Source organism: Hwanghaeella sp. 1Z406 (assembly GCF_048892425.1).
GTDB lineage: Bacteria > Pseudomonadota > Alphaproteobacteria > UBA8366 > Aestuariispiraceae > Pacificispira.
In genome coordinates this window covers 224,491-243,736 of the sequence record NZ_JBLZHU010000005.1, presented here as the reverse complement: position 1 = coordinate 243,736, position 19,246 = coordinate 224,491, and the positions used below count along the sequence as shown (strand labels likewise).

The 19,246-nt window shown below is 55.5% G+C and carries 18 protein-coding genes and 1 tRNA gene; 10 read left to right on the top strand and 9 right to left on the bottom strand.

Annotated features, from left to right (window positions below; genetic code table 11):
- Positions 1-178: 178 nt before the first annotated feature.
- Both ACOSDR_RS12285 and ACOSDR_RS12280 read right to left on the bottom strand, forming a co-directional pair.
- A complete protein-coding gene (locus ACOSDR_RS12285) occupies positions 179-1,495 on the bottom strand; it encodes an ABC transporter substrate-binding protein (RefSeq protein WP_420731459.1) in 1,317 nt (438 codons plus the stop codon).
- Positions 1,496-1,628: 133 nt separating this feature from the next.
- A complete protein-coding gene (locus ACOSDR_RS12280; protein WP_420731458.1) occupies positions 1,629-3,062 on the bottom strand; it encodes a hypothetical protein in 1,434 nt (477 codons plus the stop codon).
- A gap of 180 nt (positions 3,063-3,242) precedes the next feature.
- On the opposite strand from ACOSDR_RS12280, the gene ACOSDR_RS12275 reads away from it, so the two are divergent.
- The 5 genes from ACOSDR_RS12275 to ACOSDR_RS12255 all read left to right on the top strand — a co-directional run bounded on the left by ACOSDR_RS12275 (position 3,243) and on the right by ACOSDR_RS12255 (position 6,474).
- Positions 3,243-4,553, top strand: coding sequence for a nucleoside recognition domain-containing protein (locus ACOSDR_RS12275; protein ID WP_420731457.1), 1,311 nt, complete (start codon positions 3,243-3,245; stop codon positions 4,551-4,553).
- 88 nt (positions 4,554-4,641) lie between these two features.
- Positions 4,642-5,088: a VOC family protein gene (locus tag ACOSDR_RS12270; RefSeq protein ID WP_420724775.1), complete on the top strand. Its 447-nt coding sequence runs from the start codon at positions 4,642-4,644 to the stop codon at positions 5,086-5,088.
- Between the two features lie 65 nt (positions 5,089-5,153).
- Positions 5,154-5,230: transfer RNA gene (locus ACOSDR_RS12265), tRNA-Arg, on the top strand.
- A 192-nt stretch (positions 5,231-5,422) separates the two neighbouring features.
- Entirely contained in the window at positions 5,423-5,887 is a 465-nt protein-coding gene (locus ACOSDR_RS12260) for a mobile mystery protein A (RefSeq protein ID WP_420731456.1), read from the top strand.
- Positions 5,884-6,474 carry a mobile mystery protein B gene (locus tag ACOSDR_RS12255; protein WP_420731455.1) on the top strand — a complete coding sequence of 197 codons (591 nt, stop codon included), beginning with the start codon at positions 5,884-5,886 and terminating at the stop codon, positions 6,472-6,474. The genes ACOSDR_RS12260 and ACOSDR_RS12255 overlap by 4 nt, the downstream gene beginning before the upstream one ends.
- Before the next feature lie 32 nt (positions 6,475-6,506).
- Here the strand turns inward: ACOSDR_RS12255 and ACOSDR_RS12250 are convergent, their stop codons facing one another.
- The 5 genes from ACOSDR_RS12250 to ACOSDR_RS12230 form a co-directional block, all read right to left on the bottom strand.
- Positions 6,507-7,322 (bottom strand): carbohydrate ABC transporter permease, encoded by an 816-nt coding sequence (locus ACOSDR_RS12250; RefSeq protein WP_420731454.1) that lies wholly within the window; start codon positions 7,320-7,322, stop codon positions 6,507-6,509.
- Positions 7,319-8,194, bottom strand: a complete 876-nt coding sequence (locus tag ACOSDR_RS12245; protein WP_420724779.1) for a carbohydrate ABC transporter permease — start codon at positions 8,192-8,194, stop codon at positions 7,319-7,321. Before ACOSDR_RS12245 ends, ACOSDR_RS12250 begins: the two co-directional genes overlap by 4 nt.
- A 62-nt stretch (positions 8,195-8,256) precedes the next feature.
- A complete protein-coding gene (locus tag ACOSDR_RS12240; RefSeq protein ID WP_420731453.1) occupies positions 8,257-9,543 on the bottom strand; it encodes an ABC transporter substrate-binding protein in 1,287 nt (428 codons plus the stop codon).
- Between the two features lie 73 nt (positions 9,544-9,616).
- Positions 9,617-10,741: an ABC transporter ATP-binding protein gene (locus tag ACOSDR_RS12235; protein WP_420731452.1), complete on the bottom strand. Its 1,125-nt coding sequence runs from the start codon at positions 10,739-10,741 to the stop codon at positions 9,617-9,619.
- On the bottom strand, positions 10,738-11,517 hold the full coding sequence (locus ACOSDR_RS12230) for a DeoR/GlpR family DNA-binding transcription regulator (RefSeq protein WP_420731451.1): 780 nt from the start codon (positions 11,515-11,517) through the stop codon (positions 10,738-10,740). Before ACOSDR_RS12230 ends, ACOSDR_RS12235 begins: the two co-directional genes overlap by 4 nt.
- A 442-nt stretch (positions 11,518-11,959) precedes the next feature.
- Here ACOSDR_RS12230 and ACOSDR_RS12225 point away from each other — a divergent pair, with 442 nt between their 5' ends.
- From ACOSDR_RS12225 to ACOSDR_RS12205, 5 genes are read left to right on the top strand one after another with little or no spacing between them, the layout of a single operon-like run.
- On the top strand, positions 11,960-13,321 hold the full coding sequence (locus ACOSDR_RS12225) for a glycosyltransferase family 39 protein (protein ID WP_420731450.1): 1,362 nt from the start codon (positions 11,960-11,962) through the stop codon (positions 13,319-13,321).
- Between the two features lie 9 nt (positions 13,322-13,330).
- Positions 13,331-14,353 (top strand): glycosyltransferase family 2 protein, encoded by a 1,023-nt coding sequence (locus ACOSDR_RS12220; protein WP_420731449.1) that lies wholly within the window; start codon positions 13,331-13,333, stop codon positions 14,351-14,353.
- Positions 14,343-15,383 (top strand): lysylphosphatidylglycerol synthase transmembrane domain-containing protein, encoded by a 1,041-nt coding sequence (locus ACOSDR_RS12215; RefSeq protein WP_420724785.1) that lies wholly within the window; start codon positions 14,343-14,345, stop codon positions 15,381-15,383. The genes ACOSDR_RS12220 and ACOSDR_RS12215 overlap by 11 nt, the downstream gene beginning before the upstream one ends.
- Positions 15,384-15,387: 4 nt before the next feature.
- The gene (locus ACOSDR_RS12210) at positions 15,388-16,167 is read left to right on the top strand and encodes a class I SAM-dependent methyltransferase (RefSeq protein ID WP_420731448.1); all 780 of its coding nucleotides are present in this window, start codon (positions 15,388-15,390) and stop codon (positions 16,165-16,167) included.
- The gene (locus ACOSDR_RS12205) at positions 16,164-17,183 is read left to right on the top strand and encodes a FemAB family XrtA/PEP-CTERM system-associated protein (protein ID WP_420731447.1); all 1,020 of its coding nucleotides are present in this window, start codon (positions 16,164-16,166) and stop codon (positions 17,181-17,183) included. The genes ACOSDR_RS12210 and ACOSDR_RS12205 overlap by 4 nt, the downstream gene beginning before the upstream one ends.
- On the opposite strand, the gene ACOSDR_RS12200 is transcribed toward ACOSDR_RS12205, so the two are convergent.
- Together ACOSDR_RS12200 and ACOSDR_RS12195 are read right to left on the bottom strand one after the other, a co-directional pair.
- Positions 17,166-18,047, bottom strand: coding sequence for a polysaccharide deacetylase family protein (locus tag ACOSDR_RS12200; protein ID WP_420724788.1), 882 nt, complete (start codon positions 18,045-18,047; stop codon positions 17,166-17,168). The two genes, ACOSDR_RS12205 and ACOSDR_RS12200, sit on opposite strands and share 18 nt — an antisense overlap.
- Positions 18,048-18,049: 2 nt before the next feature.
- A complete protein-coding gene (locus ACOSDR_RS12195; protein WP_420731446.1) occupies positions 18,050-19,210 on the bottom strand; it encodes an FAD-dependent monooxygenase in 1,161 nt (386 codons plus the stop codon).
- Between the last annotated feature and the right edge of the window lie 36 nt (positions 19,211-19,246).

Here is a 19,246-nt window from a genome sequence, read left to right as displayed (position 1 = left end):
GCCGGATAGAATTCCGGAGCTTCATCTCTGAAGTTCCTCTCTCCCAAGGTGGGAGAGAGGAAACCGCACCATGTCCCGTCATTCCGCGCAGTCAGGACTCCAGAGCAACCCGGACATTTCCTGCCATTCGCACTGGGCCCCGGATCACGTCCGGGGCGACGGGGTCTTTCCAAGGTCCCTAGAATGCCATCTTCGTATAGTCGACTTCCGGCTCATACAGGCTGTCTTCGATGGAGGTACGGTGTACCACCTTTAATTTCCCATCGGTGACCTGACTGATATTCTGAATGCCGAAGACTTGGTGGGTCTGACCATTAAACATCTTCGCACCTTGCGGATGTTCCGGACCTTCTGGGAAGTCCGTGAAGCTCTCAACCGCTTCGATCAATTTGGCGCGATCCGCCGGACCTTTATAGTCTGCCGCTTCCATACCCTGCTTAATGATATACAGGGTCTCCCAGCACCCAAACATATGGGCATAGGTGGAAATATCCTTCGGATCGCTCAGGCTGGCCCCATTTGCATCAACGCCGACCTTTTCCCGATAGAAGGCATCATGCGGATTAGCCCCGTCATTCTGGGCATAGCGCGGGAAGCCTTCCCAGAAATAGGTGCCTTCCAGTGCTTCCAGACCCGGATTGGCCAGATCAACCGCTTCCAGACTGTCGATAAAGCCGAAGATTTGCGGACGGTCGCTGCCAAAGAATTCGCCCAATTCCTTCACAAAGGTCAAAACACCCGGCCCGACCATGACATGGTACAGGACCTCGGTTTCCTTGGGGATGCGGGGGAAGTATTTGAAGAAGGACTGCTCCGTCGGTGGAATTGCAATCTTCTCAATCACCTCACCACCCTGCGCTGCAATGGCCGCAGAGAAATAGTCGCGGTGGTCATGGCCAAAGGCAAAGTCCGGGAAGATCATCGTGACTTTCTTACCCAGATTGCTGCCAACCCAGGGTGCCATGGATTGAACCTGGCTTTTCACATCCGTAATGCCGGGCTGCAGGACATAGCGGTTCAGCTTGCCACTGGCGACATGGTGTCCCTCGCTGACCACAAAATACGGGATCTTCAATTCGCCTGCGCGCGGGGCGGACCCGATCACGACATGGCTGAACAAGGTGCCAAATACGATATCGGTCTTGTGCTGAATGGCAAATTTTTCGACCACTTCCGCGCCGCGCTTGGGATCCGTGCCATCATCTTCTGTCACGATTTCAATAGGGCGACCATTGATCCCGCCCGCGTCATTGATCAACTGCGCCGCCGCCATTGTGGTGCGCTCGTACCAGCGACCATAGGAAGCTCCAATGCCGGTGCGGTGGGCCTGGAACCCGATCTTAATCGGCACGCTGCTCTGTGCCTGGGCATATCGACCCGACAGCGGCATCAGTTGAGACCCGGCGGCCAAGCCAGCCGCAGCCCCTAGTGTTTTCAGCGTGTCCCGACGCGTAAAGTGCTTGGTCTTGGTGCTGTTTGTCTTCTGTTCAGTCATCGCGAAGTCTCCTGTTCAGACTTGATGTTTGTAGACTCGTCTACCGGCTTTACCCAAGCATGCGACGGTCTTTGGAAAAATCGTACGCATACAAATGAATTTGTGTCTAGTGTCTGTGATCGATTTTGCCACTTTATCCCCCTGTGGGAGAGGATAGAAGCCACAATCCAAACAAAGTATACCCCACCATCAGCATACCAAGAGGGATTTGCCCGATCAGATGCCTTGACGCCCGACCACCGGCCAGACGATGACTCAGCCCATGAGCCAGGATGACCGCCCAGATATGACCAATGGTAATTGCGGCAACTTGAGCCTGCCAGATTCTCTCTACGGTATCTGGCATGTTCAGAAAGGATGTCGTCACCCGAAAGCCCTGTAAGCCAAACAGGTTCGCGCCAGTGGCAAGCGGATCATTCAGCGCGATCAGCACCCATTGCCCGTTTACCAGAAAATAGGTCAGGTAGTGAGAGAAATGGTATGCTAAAGAGATCGGCAGGATCGACAACACCATCAGGCCCAATGCAGGTCTTGCATCCTGGACACCGCGCAGCCTCTCCCCCGTCCAGACTGCCGCACAATACAGACAGGCAAGTCCAGTCCAGGCCAATACCAATCCAACCGTGTTGATCCCTGTCACCGCAGAGCGTCCGGGAAATTCAAGCGGATTGATATCATTCAGGCCCAACCACCAGAATGTCATACTAAGACCATCAAAACTGACCGTTGCCAGACTGAGCAGCAGAAACAGCATGAAGGGCACGGTCGGAGGCTCTGCCTCAAGCACCCGCCTGCCCGGTTTAGACAAGAGCAGGACCCGCTGCCCCCCCTCCTTCGTCTCCACAGAGAATGGTGCCAACAGCGATAGATAGCGAAACAGGACAGAAAGCGGTTCGCCTGAACGCAACCAGACGGCCTCTCCAAAGATCAGACAGCCGATGAATCCAATGACCCAATAGACCGAAACCCAAAAGGCCAGAAGGTCGGGATCCTCTGGTGATAAAGACACCAATTCATACCAGGCGATCCCCATCAACAGTACTATAGCGGGCCATCCCTTAACCCAATCAGGCAGGGCGACTGGTCCCTTTCCTTCTGGCGCAGCGCCTGCAAGTCGACGCAGCACCCGGACCGGAAATCGCCAGGGGTTCAACACCGACCAGAAATTTCCAAACACCGCATGGGCAACCGTCACACCGACCCATCCCACAGACCATATCACCATGGGCAATGGATTTGTCAGGGGATCGCGCGCGCCCTCAACACCGCAATACAACAATCCGGCAAACAGAAAGAACCCGACCGCAGATAACACGGTGTCGAACACCCCCGCTGGAATCCAAGGCAGCGACAGGTGGCCCTGATACCCCGCAACCACGGCTTTCGGGGCTGTTAGCGACAGGATCAGAAAAGACAAGGCAACCGACAGCGTACCGCCCAGCAGATAATATTCGGTGGGCAATAACAGGATATAGCCGCTTTCTGACGTATGGGCGAAAGCCGATGGGACGAGCCCCAGAATGGCGATACAGGGCAGAACTGCCCAGAGAATCGTCCTGATCCGCATACAACGCCCCCAATACCCAACCGATAGAATCCCAAAGACACCGGAATTGAGCGTGAACTGGCGCAGTCATGCAAGGGGAAATCCCCCGGCACTAGGGCAGACCCGGATGAAACTGATGTGACCTGCTCGACAAATTCTTCGAATCGCGCGCTGCTGATGTAAACAGAGGATGGGGCGTCAATGAACTATATATTCTTCGCCATGGTCGCTATCTCATTTGTGGTCGCGGCCTATCAACAGGTGACCTGGGTAACCCCGATTGTGGCCGCAGGCGAAGAAGCCGCCAAGGCCCCGATGGAGCATTTGGGCCTGTCGATGATCAGCACGGCGGAAGCTTCCGTCACCCTGGCTTTGGGCCTCATCGGCGTCATGGCGCTGTTCCTGGGATTGATGAAGGTGGCGGAGGCTGGCGGCCTGTTGCGCATCATCGCGAAACTGCTGCGCCCCTTGATGGTGCGCCTGTTCCCCGACGTTCCCGCCGACCATCCGGCCATGGGGGCGATGATCATGAATATCTCCGCCAATGCCCTGGGCCTGGGCAATGCAGCCACCCCGTTTGGCATTCGCGCAATGCAGGAACTGGATCGCCTGAACCCCCATAAGGGGACCGCCACCAATGCCATGGCGCTGTTCCTGGCGATCAACACATCCTCCGTCACGCTGCTGCCCACCGGCGTGATTGCGATCCGTGCCGCCTCTGGCTCCAACGATCCGGCCGGTATCGTCTCCACCACCCTGATTGCAACAATCTGTTCCACCACAATTGCCATTATCACCGCAAAACTGCTGCAGGGTCGTTTCAAAACCCCCGCACACGATGCGCTGACTCAGCCAGAAGACCCGACCGAGCCACAAGAAGCCCTGCCCGCAGATGCCAGCGCGGCCTATCCACTTTGGGCCTCTGCCCTGGCTTTGGGCGCGTTGATCGGTTTCGTCCCCCTGACGATCTTCTATGGTCCCGCCATTGCCCCCTGGATTATTCCCGGCCTGATGATCGCCTTTCTCAGCTTCGGCATGCTGCGCGGCGTGCCGATCTATGAAAGCTTTGTGGAGGGCGCAAAAGACGGCTTTGGCGTTGCGATCAAGATCATCCCCTATCTGGTCGCCATCCTGGTGGCGGTTGGCATGTTCCGGGCGTCTGGCGCGATGGCGCTGTTGATAGAACCCATCGGCCTGATCACCGCCCCCTTTGGCCTGCCTGCAGAAGCCTTGCCCATGGCCCTGATGCGCCCGCTCAGCGGCTCTGGCGCCTATGGCATCATGGTCGCCATAATCACTGACCCGACGGTCGGGCCCGACAGCTATACAGGCTATCTGGTCACGACATTGCAGGGATCGACCGAAACGACATTCTATGTCCTGGCAGTCTATTTCGGGGCGGTCCAAATCCGTCGCGTCCGGCATGCCCTGTTTGCCGCGCTCGCCGCAGATGCCGCCGGGATCGCCGCCGCAGTCGGGGCCTGCCTGCTGCTTTTCGGTCATCTGCAATAGGAATCCCGCGTCGTGGGGTTGCCCTGAAGGGGTCGCACCGCTACCTAATGGCCCAGACATTCACGCTGGTAAGAGGAGCTTCTGGCTCATGGGACTTCAATATCTCCACACGATGGTGCGCGTCTCCAACCTGGAGGAAAGCCTGGATTTCTATTGCAACAAGCTGGGCATGCAGGAACACAGCCGCACGGAAAGCGAAAAAGGCCGCTTCACCCTGGTCATGCTGTGTGCACCAGACGACAAGGCCAATGCCGATGCCCAGCGCGCGCCCTTGCTGGAATTGACCTATAACTGGGATCCGGAAGACTATCAGGGCGGTCGCAATTTTGGCCATCTGGCCTTCCGCGTCGATAACATTTACGAGACCTGCCAAAGCCTGATGCATCAGGGTGTCACCATTAACCGCCCGCCCCGCGACGGCTACATGGCTTTCATCCGCTCCCCCGACGGCATCTCCATCGAATTGCTGCAACGGGGCGAAAAACTGGCCGTCGAAGAACCCTGGGGCTCCATGCCCAATACGGGGTCATGGTAAGGCCGGGCCGGCAAAAACTGACACTTGGTAAGCCAATCCGACCTGTGCTATAGCCCCGGTCGCGTGTCCTCGTAGCTCAGTAGGATAGAGCGTAGGATTCCTAATCCTAAGGCCACAGGTTCGATTCCTGTCGGGGACACCATTTTTTCTTAATTTCCCACTATTGCGAGAACACCTGAGAAATTCAGCGTGATATGTGGCGTTGCGCGCGTTTTTGCATATTCATATATATGCAAAATTAGATAGTTATAGTATCTATAAGTTGGCAAAAAATTTATTTTGCATATATTTAGATATGCAAATCATTTAAACATAACCCATGGAACCCTTTTCAATGGATGTAAAATCGACAGCAAGACGGCAGTATATCCGCGCTGCAGATACAGCAGCGGCAGCCGCCAGTGGGATCAAGCAGCCATCAGAGGGGTGGTTGACCACGATCCGGAAAGCACTTGGGATGTCCGGTGCGGATGTTGCCGCACGCCTGGGCCAGGGCCGCAATACGGTCTACCAAGCCGAACGCAATGAACGCAACAATGTGATCACCCTTGCCCAGATGGAGAAGCTTGCCACGGCAATGGGGTGTCACTTTGTCTATGCCATCGTCCCAGACGGGCGCATTGAGGATGTGATTCGTAAACAAGCGCTGCAGAAAGCAGAGGCACGGATCAGGCGGGTCAGCGGCCATATGGCCCTGGAGCAACAATCCTTGCCCGAACCCCAGATTCAGGCACGGATTGAGGACCTGGCAGAGGAGTTGGTCCGAACAATGCCTCCCGATTTTTGGGACCCACAATGAATCTCACTGAGCCAGAGGGGGCGACGCCGCTGGACCCGGACGAATGCGAGGGGCTGAAATTCCGGCATATCACCACCCGTGAAGAACTGGACGAGTTGGAACAAGCCAATATCGAACAGGGACTCGCCTGGCTGTCCAGGCGTCGAAAAGTCGATATCTTCGATGACATGTTTATTCGAACCCTACACAAACAACTGTTTGGTGACGTTTGGCGATGGGCCGGGCAATACCGGCTGACAGAAAAGAATATTGGTATTGATCCCATTCAAATTTCTATGCAATTGCGCATGTTTCTGGGGGATGCCCAACTTTGGGCAGAACAAGATATCTTCCCCCCCTTAGAGGCCGCCGCGCGTTTTCACCATCGTATGGTTCTGATACATCCTTTCCCAAACGGAAATGGGCGCCATGCGCGTATTGCCACAGATATCCTGCTGGATGTGGCCTATAAGCACCCCCCCATTGCCTGGGCCAGCGGGTACAATCTTCAGGCCGATAACGCGCGCCGAAGGGACTACATAGCCGCATTGCGCGCCGCCGATGCTGGTGATTTTGACCCGCTTTTTATATTTGTTGGTGCCAGATAGGGAGAGGAACCACTGGATAAAAATCGCTCCCCCTACCGTATTCCCGCACGCATGAAGCTTTGGACGAATTGGCGTTGGAACAATAGGAAGGCGATCAGCAGGGGGCCGGAGGTCATCAGGGTGGCGGCGTTGATGATGGACCAGTCTACGCCCTGATCGACCGACGAGAAGATCGACAGGCCCACGGTCACCGGGCGTGTTTCCACCGAATTGGTGACGATCAGCGGCCAGAGGAAATTATTCCAATGGTGGCTGACCGAAACCAGGCCATAGGCCAGATAGGTTGGTTTAGCCAGTGGCACATAGACCCGCCACAGAACCGTCAGCGGGCCGGCCCCTTCGATCCGAGCGGCTTCTTCCAATTCCTTGGGCACGGTCTTGAAGGTCTGGCGCAGCAGGAAAATGCCAAAGCCCGACGCAATATAGGGCAGGCCAATGGCAGCGATCGTATCGACCAGCCCCAGCTTCCGCATCGTCGCATAATTCTCCACAATCAGAATATCGGGCATGACCAGAAGCTGCAGCAGGACCAGCGCGAACAGAATTCCGCGCCCCGGAAAGGTGAAGCGCACAAAGGCATAGGCCGCCAGCGTGCACAGCACAAACTGTCCAATCAGGATGAAGGTCACCAGCAGAAAGCTGTTCAGGAAATATCGCGCAAACGGGGCCGCGTTCCAGGCATTGGAGAAATTCTCCAATGTCAGCGGCGCGAAAAGCTCAAACCGGGTTGCATAGGCACCGGGATGAATGGCAGTCCAGACCGCATAGATCAGCGGCAGAAACCATATCAGCGCCAAGGTCCAGGCACCCAGCGTATTCAACCAGCGATCAAACCGTGTCGCCATCATCGGTAATGCACCCGCTTGTCGAGGAGGAGAAACTGACCCAGCGCAATGACCGACAACAGAACCAGCAACACAACGGTCAGGGTCGAGGCATAGGCGGTATCCCAGAACTTAAAGGCTGTTTCGTATATATAAAACAGCAACAGCGAACTGGCATTATTCGGGCCCCCTTCGGTCATCACAAACACATGATCCACCATACGGAAGGAATTGATCACGGCATTGACCGAAACAAACAGCGTTGTTGGCATCAACAAGGGAAAGGTGACGCGCCGGAAAAAGGTCCAGCGGCTGGCCCCTTCTATGGCGGCGGCTTCGCGCAGGACCGGCGGGATGGATTGCAGGGCGGCCAGGTAAAAGATCATAAAGAACCCCGCCTCCTTCCAGATCGACACCACCATGATGGAGCCCAGCGCGAGCTCTGGATTGCCCAGCCAGTTGACGCTGGGATACCCCAAAGCCCCACTGATCTGATCGATCAGGCCAAAGCCCGGCGTGTAGAAGAACATCCAGATATTGGCGACCGCAATCAGCGGCAGGACGGTGGGTGCAAAATAGGCGAGCCGCACAAAGCTGCGGCCCGACAGTTTTCCATCCACCCATATCGCCATCAGCAAGGCCAGGGCGACCGAAACGGGGATGGTGACAACCGCATACCAGATACTGTTGGAAAGAACCTGCCAGAAAGTCTCATCCATCAGCAGCTTTTCGTAATTCCCCAGGCCGACAAATTTGGACGGGCGAATGCCGCGCGGGGTAGAAAAGAAACTGTCCCATATTGTGGAAATCGCGGGGATATGGGTAAACGCGAACAGCAATACCAGCGCAGGGCTGAGCAGCAGCCAGGCATAGATCCATTCGCGTCTGTGGGTCATGATCGATATCCAGCAAAAAAGGGCTGCCGGTCAGCCCTGGGACCGACCGGCAGCGGGTATGCTTAGCGATAGTCTTTCAGGATTGCCTCAGCCTGAGCCTGAGCTTCCTTCAAGGCATCGGCTGGGGTCTTCGTCCCGGTGATGGCTGCTTCCAGGGCATCGTTGAAGATCGTCGTGATGCGCTGGTTCTGATAGGTCGCCAATTCAGCAACCGCGTATTCCAACTGATCCCGGGCAACAAGCGCCTGGGGGAAACCAGCGACATAGTCTTTCATCGCAGGTGTTTCCCAGGTATCGGCACGGGGGGCAACATAGCCCGTTGCAATCGTCCATTTAGCCGATTGTTCCGGGGCCGTAATCCATTTGATGAAATCAAAGGACGCAGCCTTTTGTTCGTCGGTGGAGTCCTTGAAGATATAGAAGTTACCGCCACCGGTCGGGGCACCCCGACGCTTGTTGGCAGGCAGCATGGCGACACCAAAATCAAACGGTGCGTTATCGCGAACATTGGTCAGGTTGCCCGTCGTGGTCCAGATCATCGCGGCCTGGCCTTCAAAGAAGGCCTTGGGCGTGCTGCCCCATTCAACGATACCGGGCTGCATGACCTTGTGTTTCACCGACAGATCGACCAGGAACTGCAGGGCCTCGGCCACTTTCGGATCATCGAAATTGGTCTTGTTACCGGCATCATTGGCCAGGATCACATCATTCTGAGTCGTCAGACCCTGGAACAGCCAATAGGGGAAACCGGAGCTTGGGATCCGCACACCCCACTGGGTGACATTGCCATTGCTGTCGGTCTTGGTCAGCTTCTTACCGAATTCGACCATTTCTTCCCAGGTGGCCGGCGGCGTATTGGGGTCCAGACCGGCTTCCTTAAAAGCTTCCTTGTTCCAATACAGCACAGGGGTGGAGCGCTGGAACGGAATGCCATAGGTCTTGCCACCGGTCATGCTGTTATCCATGAAAGCCGGATAGAAAGAGGTCAACCAGGCCTTGTCTTCATCGGTCTTTGCCAGACCATCGAAGGGGATGATCGCGTCTTCTTCGATCAGGGTGAACATATCCACCGACAGAATCACGGAAAGCTGGGGCGGGGTGCCGCCCTTTGCCGCCGTCAGGGTCTTGGTGATCGTGTCCTGATAGCTGCCGGCATAAACCGCGTCGATTTTAACATCGGGATGGGCGGCAGCATATTCGTCGGTCAGGGCCTGAATCGTGTCAGCGGCTTTACCCCCGACGGCGACGGGAAAGAAAAACTGAAGATCAACCGCCAGGGCTGATCCCGCCGTCGACGCCAACAGTGCGGCGGCACTTAACGTCGTTGTCATTGTCTTAAGAAAGGTCATGTCAACTTACTCCTGGTTAGAGAACTTGAATGGAGGAAGGGGCCTTGTGCCCATATGGCGTGGCCCTCTTGTGTCACGGATCGGAAACTCCGGTTTCCGTGGATGTTGATAGGGAAATGCCCTCATGCGCGTCGATGCGCGCACCGGTATCCCCGTTGAACAGGTGTTGGCGCTGTTTTGGCCAGGTGAGGTGCACCGACTCTCCCGGTCGCACCGCATCCTGGGTTGAGGCACGCATCACCAACGGTTGCCCGGCGATACGACAATCGACCAGCAGGTCAGACCCCAGATATTCGACCTGCTCTACCGTTGCCGACACGCCGCCGGTTTCAGAAATGGAAATGTCTTCCGGCCGGACGCCCAATTGGTAAAAGGACGCCCCTTTCTGATCGCCCGCGACCAGGGCGGTTGCATCCCCAGCGATCGCCAAGCCGCCCGGACAAGGCGCAAGGGTCAGAATATTCATCGGGGGCGTGCCAATGAAACGCGCAACGAAAACACTGGCTGGGCAATCATAAAGGCTGCGAGGATCGGCACATTGTTCAATCCGCCCCCCGTTCAAGACCACGATGCGATCCGCCATTGCGATGGCTTCCACCTGATCATGGGTGACATAAACCATCGTGATACCCAGCTTACGTTGAAGCGATTTCAACTCGATCCGCATTTCATGGCGAAGTTTGGCGTCCAGATTGGACAGCGGTTCGTCCATCAGGCAGATTGGTTTTTCTGCAATGATCGCACGCCCCAGGGCCACACGCTGTTGCTGGCCACCCGATATCTGACTGGGGCGGCGGTCCAATAATGTGTCCAATCCCAATAGGGCCGCCGTGCGCTGCAATCGTTCCGCCCGTTCTGCGGCAGGAACGCGGCGCACTTTCAGGCCAAAAAGAATGTTTTCAGCGACATTCAGATGGGGAAACAGGGCATAGGACTGGAACACCATCGCGATCTGGCGTTCATTCGGGGCTTTATTCGTGACCGTTTCGCCGCCAATCATCACAGTGCCGGATGTCGCATCTTCCAGCCCTGCAATCAGCCGCAATGTGGTTGATTTCCCACAGCCAGAGGGTCCCAAAAGCACCGTGAATTCCCCGGCTGGCGCGGTAAAGCTGATATCATCAACCGCCGCCTGATCGCCCCAGGCCTTGCGTAAGTCCCGCACTTCAATCGCGGCATTTTGGGTTATGGCGGTCATGGCGCGCCGCCCTCTGAACACAGCACCACTTCATGGCCGGCCGCCTCTATCGCCTGGCGAATTTGTGCGGGGGGATCCCGATCACAAAACACAACATCGGCATCGCTGATCCAGCCACCCCGAACATGGGCGGCACGACCGAATTTGCTGGCATCCAGGACCAGAAAAGACCGACGGCAATTGCGGCGAATGATTTCGCGTACCTGAACTTCATCCCGGCTGAAGTCCAGAAGCTCGCCCTGATCATCAACGCCTCCGACACCATAAAGGCCGATATCCACCTTGAAGCTTTCAAAAAAAGCCTCGACTTCCGGCCCCAGAATATCGCGTGCTTCCGGGCGCACGGCACCGCCTGGAACATGAACCTCAACAGCGGGCAAGGAGCACGCATTCAGGGCCGCCATCAGATTGTTGGTGACGATGGTCAGACCGCGCAAATCTGACAGTTGATGCACCGTTAATGCGGGCGTGGTGCCAATGCTGATCGCGATACTGGCCCCATGCGGAATATGGGATTTAACGACGCGCGCAATCTGCTGTTTGGCCGCGAAGTTCAGGGTCTGGCGTTCTTCAAAGCCGATATTATCTGTCGGAATGGGCAATTCCACGCCGCCGTGGCGTCGACGCAGTGCACCGGCTTCACTCAGTTCATTGATATCCCGACGGATGGTCTGGGTTGTGACACCAAAATGCTGGGCAAGATCCGTGACGGACTGAAAACCACTCTGGCGAACCCGCTCCGCAATCTCCGCCTGACGCTCCGTCGTCACATACATACACACCCCCGCCAGCCGTCATTGGCATCGTCAATGACTGTTCAATGCGAGAAGAGGTACCCGACAGGTATGACAACCACGTCATAATTGTGTGACGTTCAAATGAACATTCATTCGAACATTCGTATTATCTGCAAAAAAGCAGGTATGCGGAAAAACTTTTAAGGATGATCCTGATCGCCATATCCCAGAGCGTCCACCAGGGGGCAAATGGTCTTATTGATACATGCATTCACATAATTCATAAGATTCTTTATTAATCGAAATATCGTATACAAAATTCATGAATTGTTGCGGCACATTTTTTATCGCAATCAGTTAGGTGCGTTCATATTCATCTGTTAAAAAGAATCAGGGTATTATCGTGATATTGATTACGCTATGGACCAAACTATAATTTTTGATTCCATCCAACTGGGCCCCGTCTTTTTATAGGGTATTAATGAAAAACCTGTTTCCCCCAGTCACGATAGCGGCTTTTTTGTGTTTTGGGATTATTGCGATTCAATTGCTGTGGCAGAAGCCTGAACCCCGCCAGGTAGATGAGCGATTTTATCTGGTTCTGGCCCATGATCTGTATGAATTTGGCGTTTTCACCTCCGCCACAGCACGGGGGACGGGGCAGTCTGGCGAAGTGCCACAACCTGATAACTATATCGTCCCTGCCTATCCAGCTTTGTTGGCGGCGATTGCTGTTTTTGATCCTGAAATGCGCAAACAAATGCGGTGTGCCGTCGGTCCGATCGGTGATTGCATGGCCACCATCCCACTGAGTTTGATTTTAATTCAGGCTGTTTTGCTGGCCGGTGCAACGCTATTTACGTTTAATGCGTATCGCCATCTAAATCCACGCCCGGCTTTTGCCTATACCGCGCTGGTCTGCCTGCTGGCCGTCGGGCTGCAGGCGCGGCTGGCAACCAGTATTCTGCCCGATGGCCTGTCCCTTGCCGCCTTTATGGTCCTTGCGGGTTGCCTGGTCACCGCATTGCGATCAAAGGGCGCACAATCGTGGTTGGCCGTTGGGGCTGTGATTGGGCTGGGGGCTCTGATCCGACCCAGCACTTTCTATCTGGTCTTCATGATGATTCCGGTTGTGCTGTTCGCAACGCGCAGTGTGCGGGGGTCGATTGCCATGCTGATCGGTTTCACTATCGTGCTTACACCCTGGATCCTGCGCAATGTTCTGATTGTGGACAGCTTATCCTTCACGGGCAGTTACGGGGGTATTACCCTGGCTCAGCGCGTTGCCTATAACGCCATGACGCCTGTGGAATGGGGCGTGGCTTTGATCTATTGGCTGCCGGATTTTGGGGACAGCCTAGCGGCATCCCTATTTCCAATTGAAGCCTATCAACGCCTTGATTTTTCTACACAGAACGGATTTTACCGGATCGGGAACACCGCCCTGATGGCCGAAGCACTGTCCCGCGCAGGTGGGCCACAGGGGCTGACCGGGGTCCTGATCAAGGATTGGATTCTAGCCCATCCCCTGACCCATATTGCAACCACAATACCGATCTTCTTGCGTGGCCTATGGGTGGCGAAATATGTTGGGTTGGCGGCGATATTGTTACTCATCCCCGTTGTGACCGGGCTGTGGCGACAGGGGCGCGCCAAAAACTTCTTGATATTAGCATCACCTTTTTTCCTGATGGCCGGCTTCCATGCCGGCATTTCGATAAACATTCCCCGCTATAATTACAGTCTCGTCATCATTTATGCTGCACTTTTCGCCTATGCAGGGTTTTATATCTGGGATCGAGTAAACCGCGCGCCTACTTCAACAGCAATCAACCAGGACTGAAGGAGACCGATGGCACCAAAATCCGGGACAGCACAAGATATTAACAGTGCAAAGGGAAACGCCGACAAAATTGCCGTTGTTATCCCCTGTTATCGGGAAACAAGGTTGATTGCCGATGTCCTATCGGCAGTGCCAGCCTGTGTTGATCAGATCTATTGCATTGATGACGGCTGTCCGGACAAGACCGGTGAATATGTGGAACGCACTGCGACGGACCCACGGATTACAGTACTGCGTCACGAAGACAACCAGGGCGTTGGGGCGGCGACCCTTACCGGGTATCGGCAGGCTATGGCAGATGGGGCAAGAATTATCGTCAAGATTGACGGCGACGGACAAATGGATCCGACCCTGATTCCCCGCTTTATAGAACCAATTCAACTGGGGCTGGCGGACTACACCAAAGGGAACCGATTCTTCCAACCCGACTCCGTTCGCGCCATGCCCGCAGGGCGCCTTATCGGGAATGCCGTGCTTTCCTTTCTGAACAAGTTTTCATCTGGATATTGGCATATTTTTGATCCGACCAACGGATATTGCGCAATTCACAGTTCCCTATTGCAATTGATGCCGATGGAAAAACTGGACAGATCCTATCTGTTTGAAACAGAGATGCTATATCGCTTGGGCACCCTGAGGGCCGTCGTGGTCGATATTCCCCACATGTCAATTTATGGCGATGAACAAAGCCATCTTGTCCCAAGCAGAATGATCTGGCCCCTATTGTCGCGTCATACCAGCAACTTTTTCAGACGCATTTTCTATAATTACTTTCTGCGCGATTTTTCAGTGGCCTCCCTGGAATGGGTTCTGGGACCGATTTTAATGCTTTTTGGCGTTATTTTCGGTGTTCTCAGTTGGGTAAATGCCACCAGCCAGGGCGTTGCCGCAACCGCAGGGACCGTCATGATCGCGGCACTCCCTATCGTTATTGGACTGAACCTGTTCTTATCCGCCCTGAATTTCGACATTGCCAACCAACCCCGAACCGCCCTGCACCCCAAACTTCCGAAAGCGCCCGATGCGCCCTGATTTCCAGGTAGGTTTGCGCCAGAACCGCGGGGCCTGGATCCTGGCCACACTGGGCAGCGCATTCCTGCTGGCGCTGGTTCTTCGACAGGTCGACCTGGATGTGCTGCAAGATACGCTGGCGCAATGCAGCACGACACTGATCGCCCTGAGTATCGCACTTCTATGCTTGGAAGGGGTCTTTGCCAGTCTTCGATTGCATCTGTTTGCCTCCATTCCAAGGCGCGTCATGCCCCCTATCGAGGCCGCATTTCGCGTGAATGCTTGGTATGTGCTGGCGATTGCCCTGTTACCCGCACGATTGGGTGAAGTTGCCGGTGCTATCCTGATGCACCGCATTCTGAACATGCGCGGTGGACATGCGGCAATGGCGATATTCTCTCAACGACTGTTTGATCTGGCCGTCCTCGCAGGTCTGGTGCTGCCGGTCGCTGGCATTGCCGTGCTGTATTCTACGCTGGGATCAATGATAGTATCTGCTTTCGGGGCCGCGCTGATCGGGGGCGCATTGCTGGTCCTGGCCCTTTCCTGGATCCTGTTGATGCGCCCTGACGTCCTGCTGACACCGATCCTTGCCTTTGCTCACAGGGCGTGCCTGTTCCGGGGGCGATTGCAGCGCGTTTTTCAGATGTTACTGCAAGCCAGATCCTGGTCACGCCATCATTACCCACAGATGAACCAGCGCGGCGCGGTGCTGACAACACTTGGGAAATGGTTAGCGAATATTCTTGGTCTATGGGCACTGATCGCTGCCTTTGGCATTGAACGGGACGCCCCGGTTCTGTGGGTGGTCGCGGTGTTCTATAATTTCCTGTTGGCGGTCCCCATCCCCACCCTTGGCAGTATTGGGTTGAGCGAAATTGGCCTGGCCGCCTTGCTGACATTGATTGGTGTTCCAGTGGCATCTGCTGCTGCCATAAGCGTGGTTGCCCGGGTGGTTTTACTGCTGTTACCTGTGCTTTATGGTGGCCTGACCTGGGTCGGTCTGGTCGTGCTGCGCAAGGTTCCCCCAACATCCTTACCCCGAAGTTAGCCCCATGACGTCACACCCTTCCAACGATAAGCCCTCCTTTCACGCGGACCGGGACGTAGATGGCCTGTATCAATCCATGCGGGCCCGGTTCGGGGGACAAAATCCGGGGGCGAATGGATATCGCAGCACAGGCTTTTTCCGCCGGGAACAACTGATCGTCTTTCAGGCCTTGTCCCAGGATATCATGACTCTGCCGTCAGATCTGACACGGGCACCCGTGATCGACATCGCCTGCGGATCCGGCCTGATGCTGACCCCATGGCCCGGCGCATCGGAAAGGCTGGTATTTGGCGTGGACTATAATCAGCAGGCCTGTGACGATGCCCGCCAGAATGGCGTTGCGATACTGCGAGGGGATGCCTTTAACCTGCCCTTCGCCAATGACAGTGTGTTCCAGATGGTCAACTGTCAGTTCCTGAATCAACAACAGGAAAGTGCCCGCCGTCCCTTCCTGGTGGAAATACATCGATGCCTGAAGCCGGGCGGTCGGTTTGTGTTGTTATGGCGTCATGCAGACAGCCTGTTGCATAAAACAGCCCATGCAATCCTGTCTCGATTGGATCATCTGCGCGGCCTGCCGCAATTTCCGCAGATACGCCACCCCCTGGCCCAGATCATTGACCAGGCAGAACGGGTGGGATTTGACGTCAAACGGTCGGGCGTGACGCTTCCCTTTTCTCTTGGAACACAACAGCGTCCGAAAATCCTGAAATCAGAAAATCCACTATCGGATATCCTTGGCGCATCCAATTTTCTGTTGTTGGAAAAACGGAGGGGGGTGTGAAGATTGAAGCAATCGAAACCTGTCCCACTGACGCCTGGGATGCCTTTGTCAGGGATCACCCAGACAGCACCCCCTTTCACACAAGCGCCTGGCATCGAGTGCTGCGTCATGGATACGGCTTTCCAAACAAAAGTCTGATCGCCACACAGGATGGAGACATCACCGGTATTCTGCCCTTGTATCTGGTTCGTCAGCCACTGGGCGGGCGCGTCCTGATTTCAGCACCACAAGCCGTTTACGGGGGCGCTTTGGCCAAGGATGTAATGGTGCAATCGGCTTTGGAGGAACAAGCCCGCGCCATTGCCGCGCAAGCAGGGGTCGCCTATCTGGAAATTCGGGGAGCCGGTAGTGTTGGTGAGTGGCACAGCCTGTCCCACTATGCCACCTTCCGAAAGACGCTGCCGCGTCAGACCTGCGAGGTTCTGGGCAGCATCCCCCGCAAACAACGCGCTGAGGTTCGGAAAGGCGAGAAGCTGGGCCTGACCGTTGAGGTTGATACAACACTAGATCGTTTCTATCCGATTTACGCGACAAGCGTCCATCGCCTGGGCAGCCCGGTTTTCCCGAGGCGCTATGCAGAAGGGCTGATGCGGGAATTTGGTGAGGATTGCGAAATCCTGACTGTCACAAAAAATTATGAGGCAATCGCCAGTCTTCTGTCCTTGCGCCATAAGGGTTGGGCCATGCCCTATCACGCGGGTGGCACCAACAAGGCAATGGCGCTGTCCGCCTTTCCAGTCCTGTATGCCGCAGCCATGGAACGCGCAGTGCAGCGCGAGGATCATGGATTTGATTTTGGCCGCAGCATCACAGGAACCGGGGCCTTCGATTTCAAAAGGAACTTCGGGTTTGAGCCGACCCCCCTGACCTACCGCGTAGCCTTGATCCGCGCCACCCAGCCGCCCGATATGCGCCCGGACAATCCCCGCCTGAAACCCATTGTCGCCGCATGGAAAATGCTGCCCGCCCTGATTGCCAATCGATTGGGTCCCTGGGTATCAAGACAGGTGGTTTGATACAGGCTGTTCCGTGCAAGGATTAAGCGGCAGAGGCGGGGCCGCTTCAAACTCACCCGCCGCCAATCGCACCCCTAAAGGGTTGCCAACGGGCAGGCCAGCGCCTCCTTCCAAAAGCCATTCTAGCTTCGCCAATGCGGGCCGACGGTTGGCCCATAACAATATGCTCATCCATAGGGGCGCACCATGCGGGCGACAGAACGGTTCCGCAGCGTCGATGTCATAGGGGTGCAGATAGCTCCACAAAGCCGTTTGATCCTGCCTATCGCGCAAGGCACGCCGAATTAGAGACCGTGGCAGATATCGAAAATAAATGCCCCCCAGAAAGGGCACAGTCAGCGGCCCCACTTTCGTGATCGGGGATGGCAGTTCCAGCAAACCCGACGGCCATCTAAACGGTGTCTTTGGCAGGCCCGGATAGCCATAAAGCGGGCTTCCGGCAGGCAATGTGCTGGACGAATACCCAAACCCCAATTGGGGCAGAATATCGGTCACCCAGTGTGTCTGGGCTGTCAGCGAAAAACTGGGCGCGCGATACCCAATGACCGCAGCAGAAATACAATCCTCCAGCCGGGCCTTTGCGCGGTGGGTCTGCTCCTGAAACTCCGTCAGAGTATGGGCCCTTAACGGTTTGTGATTGAAGGAGTGCAGGCCAATTTCATGACCAGCTTCTGAGATTTGCCGCAACAAGTCCGCATCGGTCTCAATCAAATCTCCGACTACGAAAAACGTTCCCTGCACTCTATACCGTGCCAGCAGGTCCAGCAGCTCACGCGTGCAGACCGCATGACGCTTTGGACCAGGGGCATCGCCACGATGATCTTCGATATCCAGCGTGATGGTTAGGCAAGAATCTTTCGACATCCCTAAACCGTCGTGTACTTGGCTTGAAAATAATTTTCAAAAACGAGCCGGGGAAGCCAACGCATGGCATTATTGCGGGCGAACTCAATCGTCCCCCTTTGCGGCACATACCATTTCACGGCATCCCGCGTAGCCTTTTGCATCGCATCTATTTTCGACTTCTGAGCCCCCTGATAGGAGGCGAAGGCTTGCATTGGATCATGGATATAAATAACCAATTCCTTTGCCAAATGAGCGGCACCAACCATCGCCGCCGCCGCCCCCCGACCAGAAAACAGGGTCAGGCAATGGGCTGCATCCCCAACCAGGGAAACCCTGCCCTGATACCAATTTGTCAATTCGATCTGGCTGAGCCGATCCATATAAAAGGCGCGATCCTGTGGGCAGTGTTCTAAGGCGGCCTGCGATTGCGGCGAACTGTCCTGGAACGCATTTTTTAACAGAGATGCCCGGCCCGGCCCGTCGGCAGGCGGGGCCTGAGCCCTTTCCGCCCAAACGAAGACACATCCGATCTGATCTGGTGCGGTGGAAAACGTCGCCATATACCGGTGGCGCTCCATATATGTGCGGAATTCTCTATTTAGATTCAGACGATTGTCACAGCGATAGGCAGCGCAGAACAGACCCAGATCGTGATTGCGAATATCCGAAGGCGCAAAGGCCAGTTTGCGTGTAATGGAGTGCACCCCATCCGCACCGATGACCGCCGTAAAGCGATCCTGACGGCCATCGCTGAAAGTGACATCAACCCCCTCGCCGTCTTGAGACAGGGCCACAATAGATGCGTTCAATTGGATGTCAGCATGGGCCGTCGCTATATCTGACAGGCACTGCGCGACATCATTGCGCATGGGCTGAATGACCGCGACCTGCCCGAAAAGCCTATCATATTCCAATGCCAATAACCGCGTACCGGTTCGATCATGATAACTGGACCGTTCGATCCGGTGCACCATTTGCTGAAGCGGTGTCAGAATGCCCAGCTCTTGGGCGACCTGATAGGCGGCATCGGACAAGGATACCAGAAATCCACCGCCACGCATTTCCGCATCACGCTCTACCACCGTCACGGCGATTCCAGATTTCCCCAAAATGATCGCAGCGGTAAGCCCCGCGATTCCCGCACCCACGATCAGAATTTTTGCATTTTTTCTATCGGACAAAGAATTTCCAATTCCCAAAGCAGCTTATTGCACAAG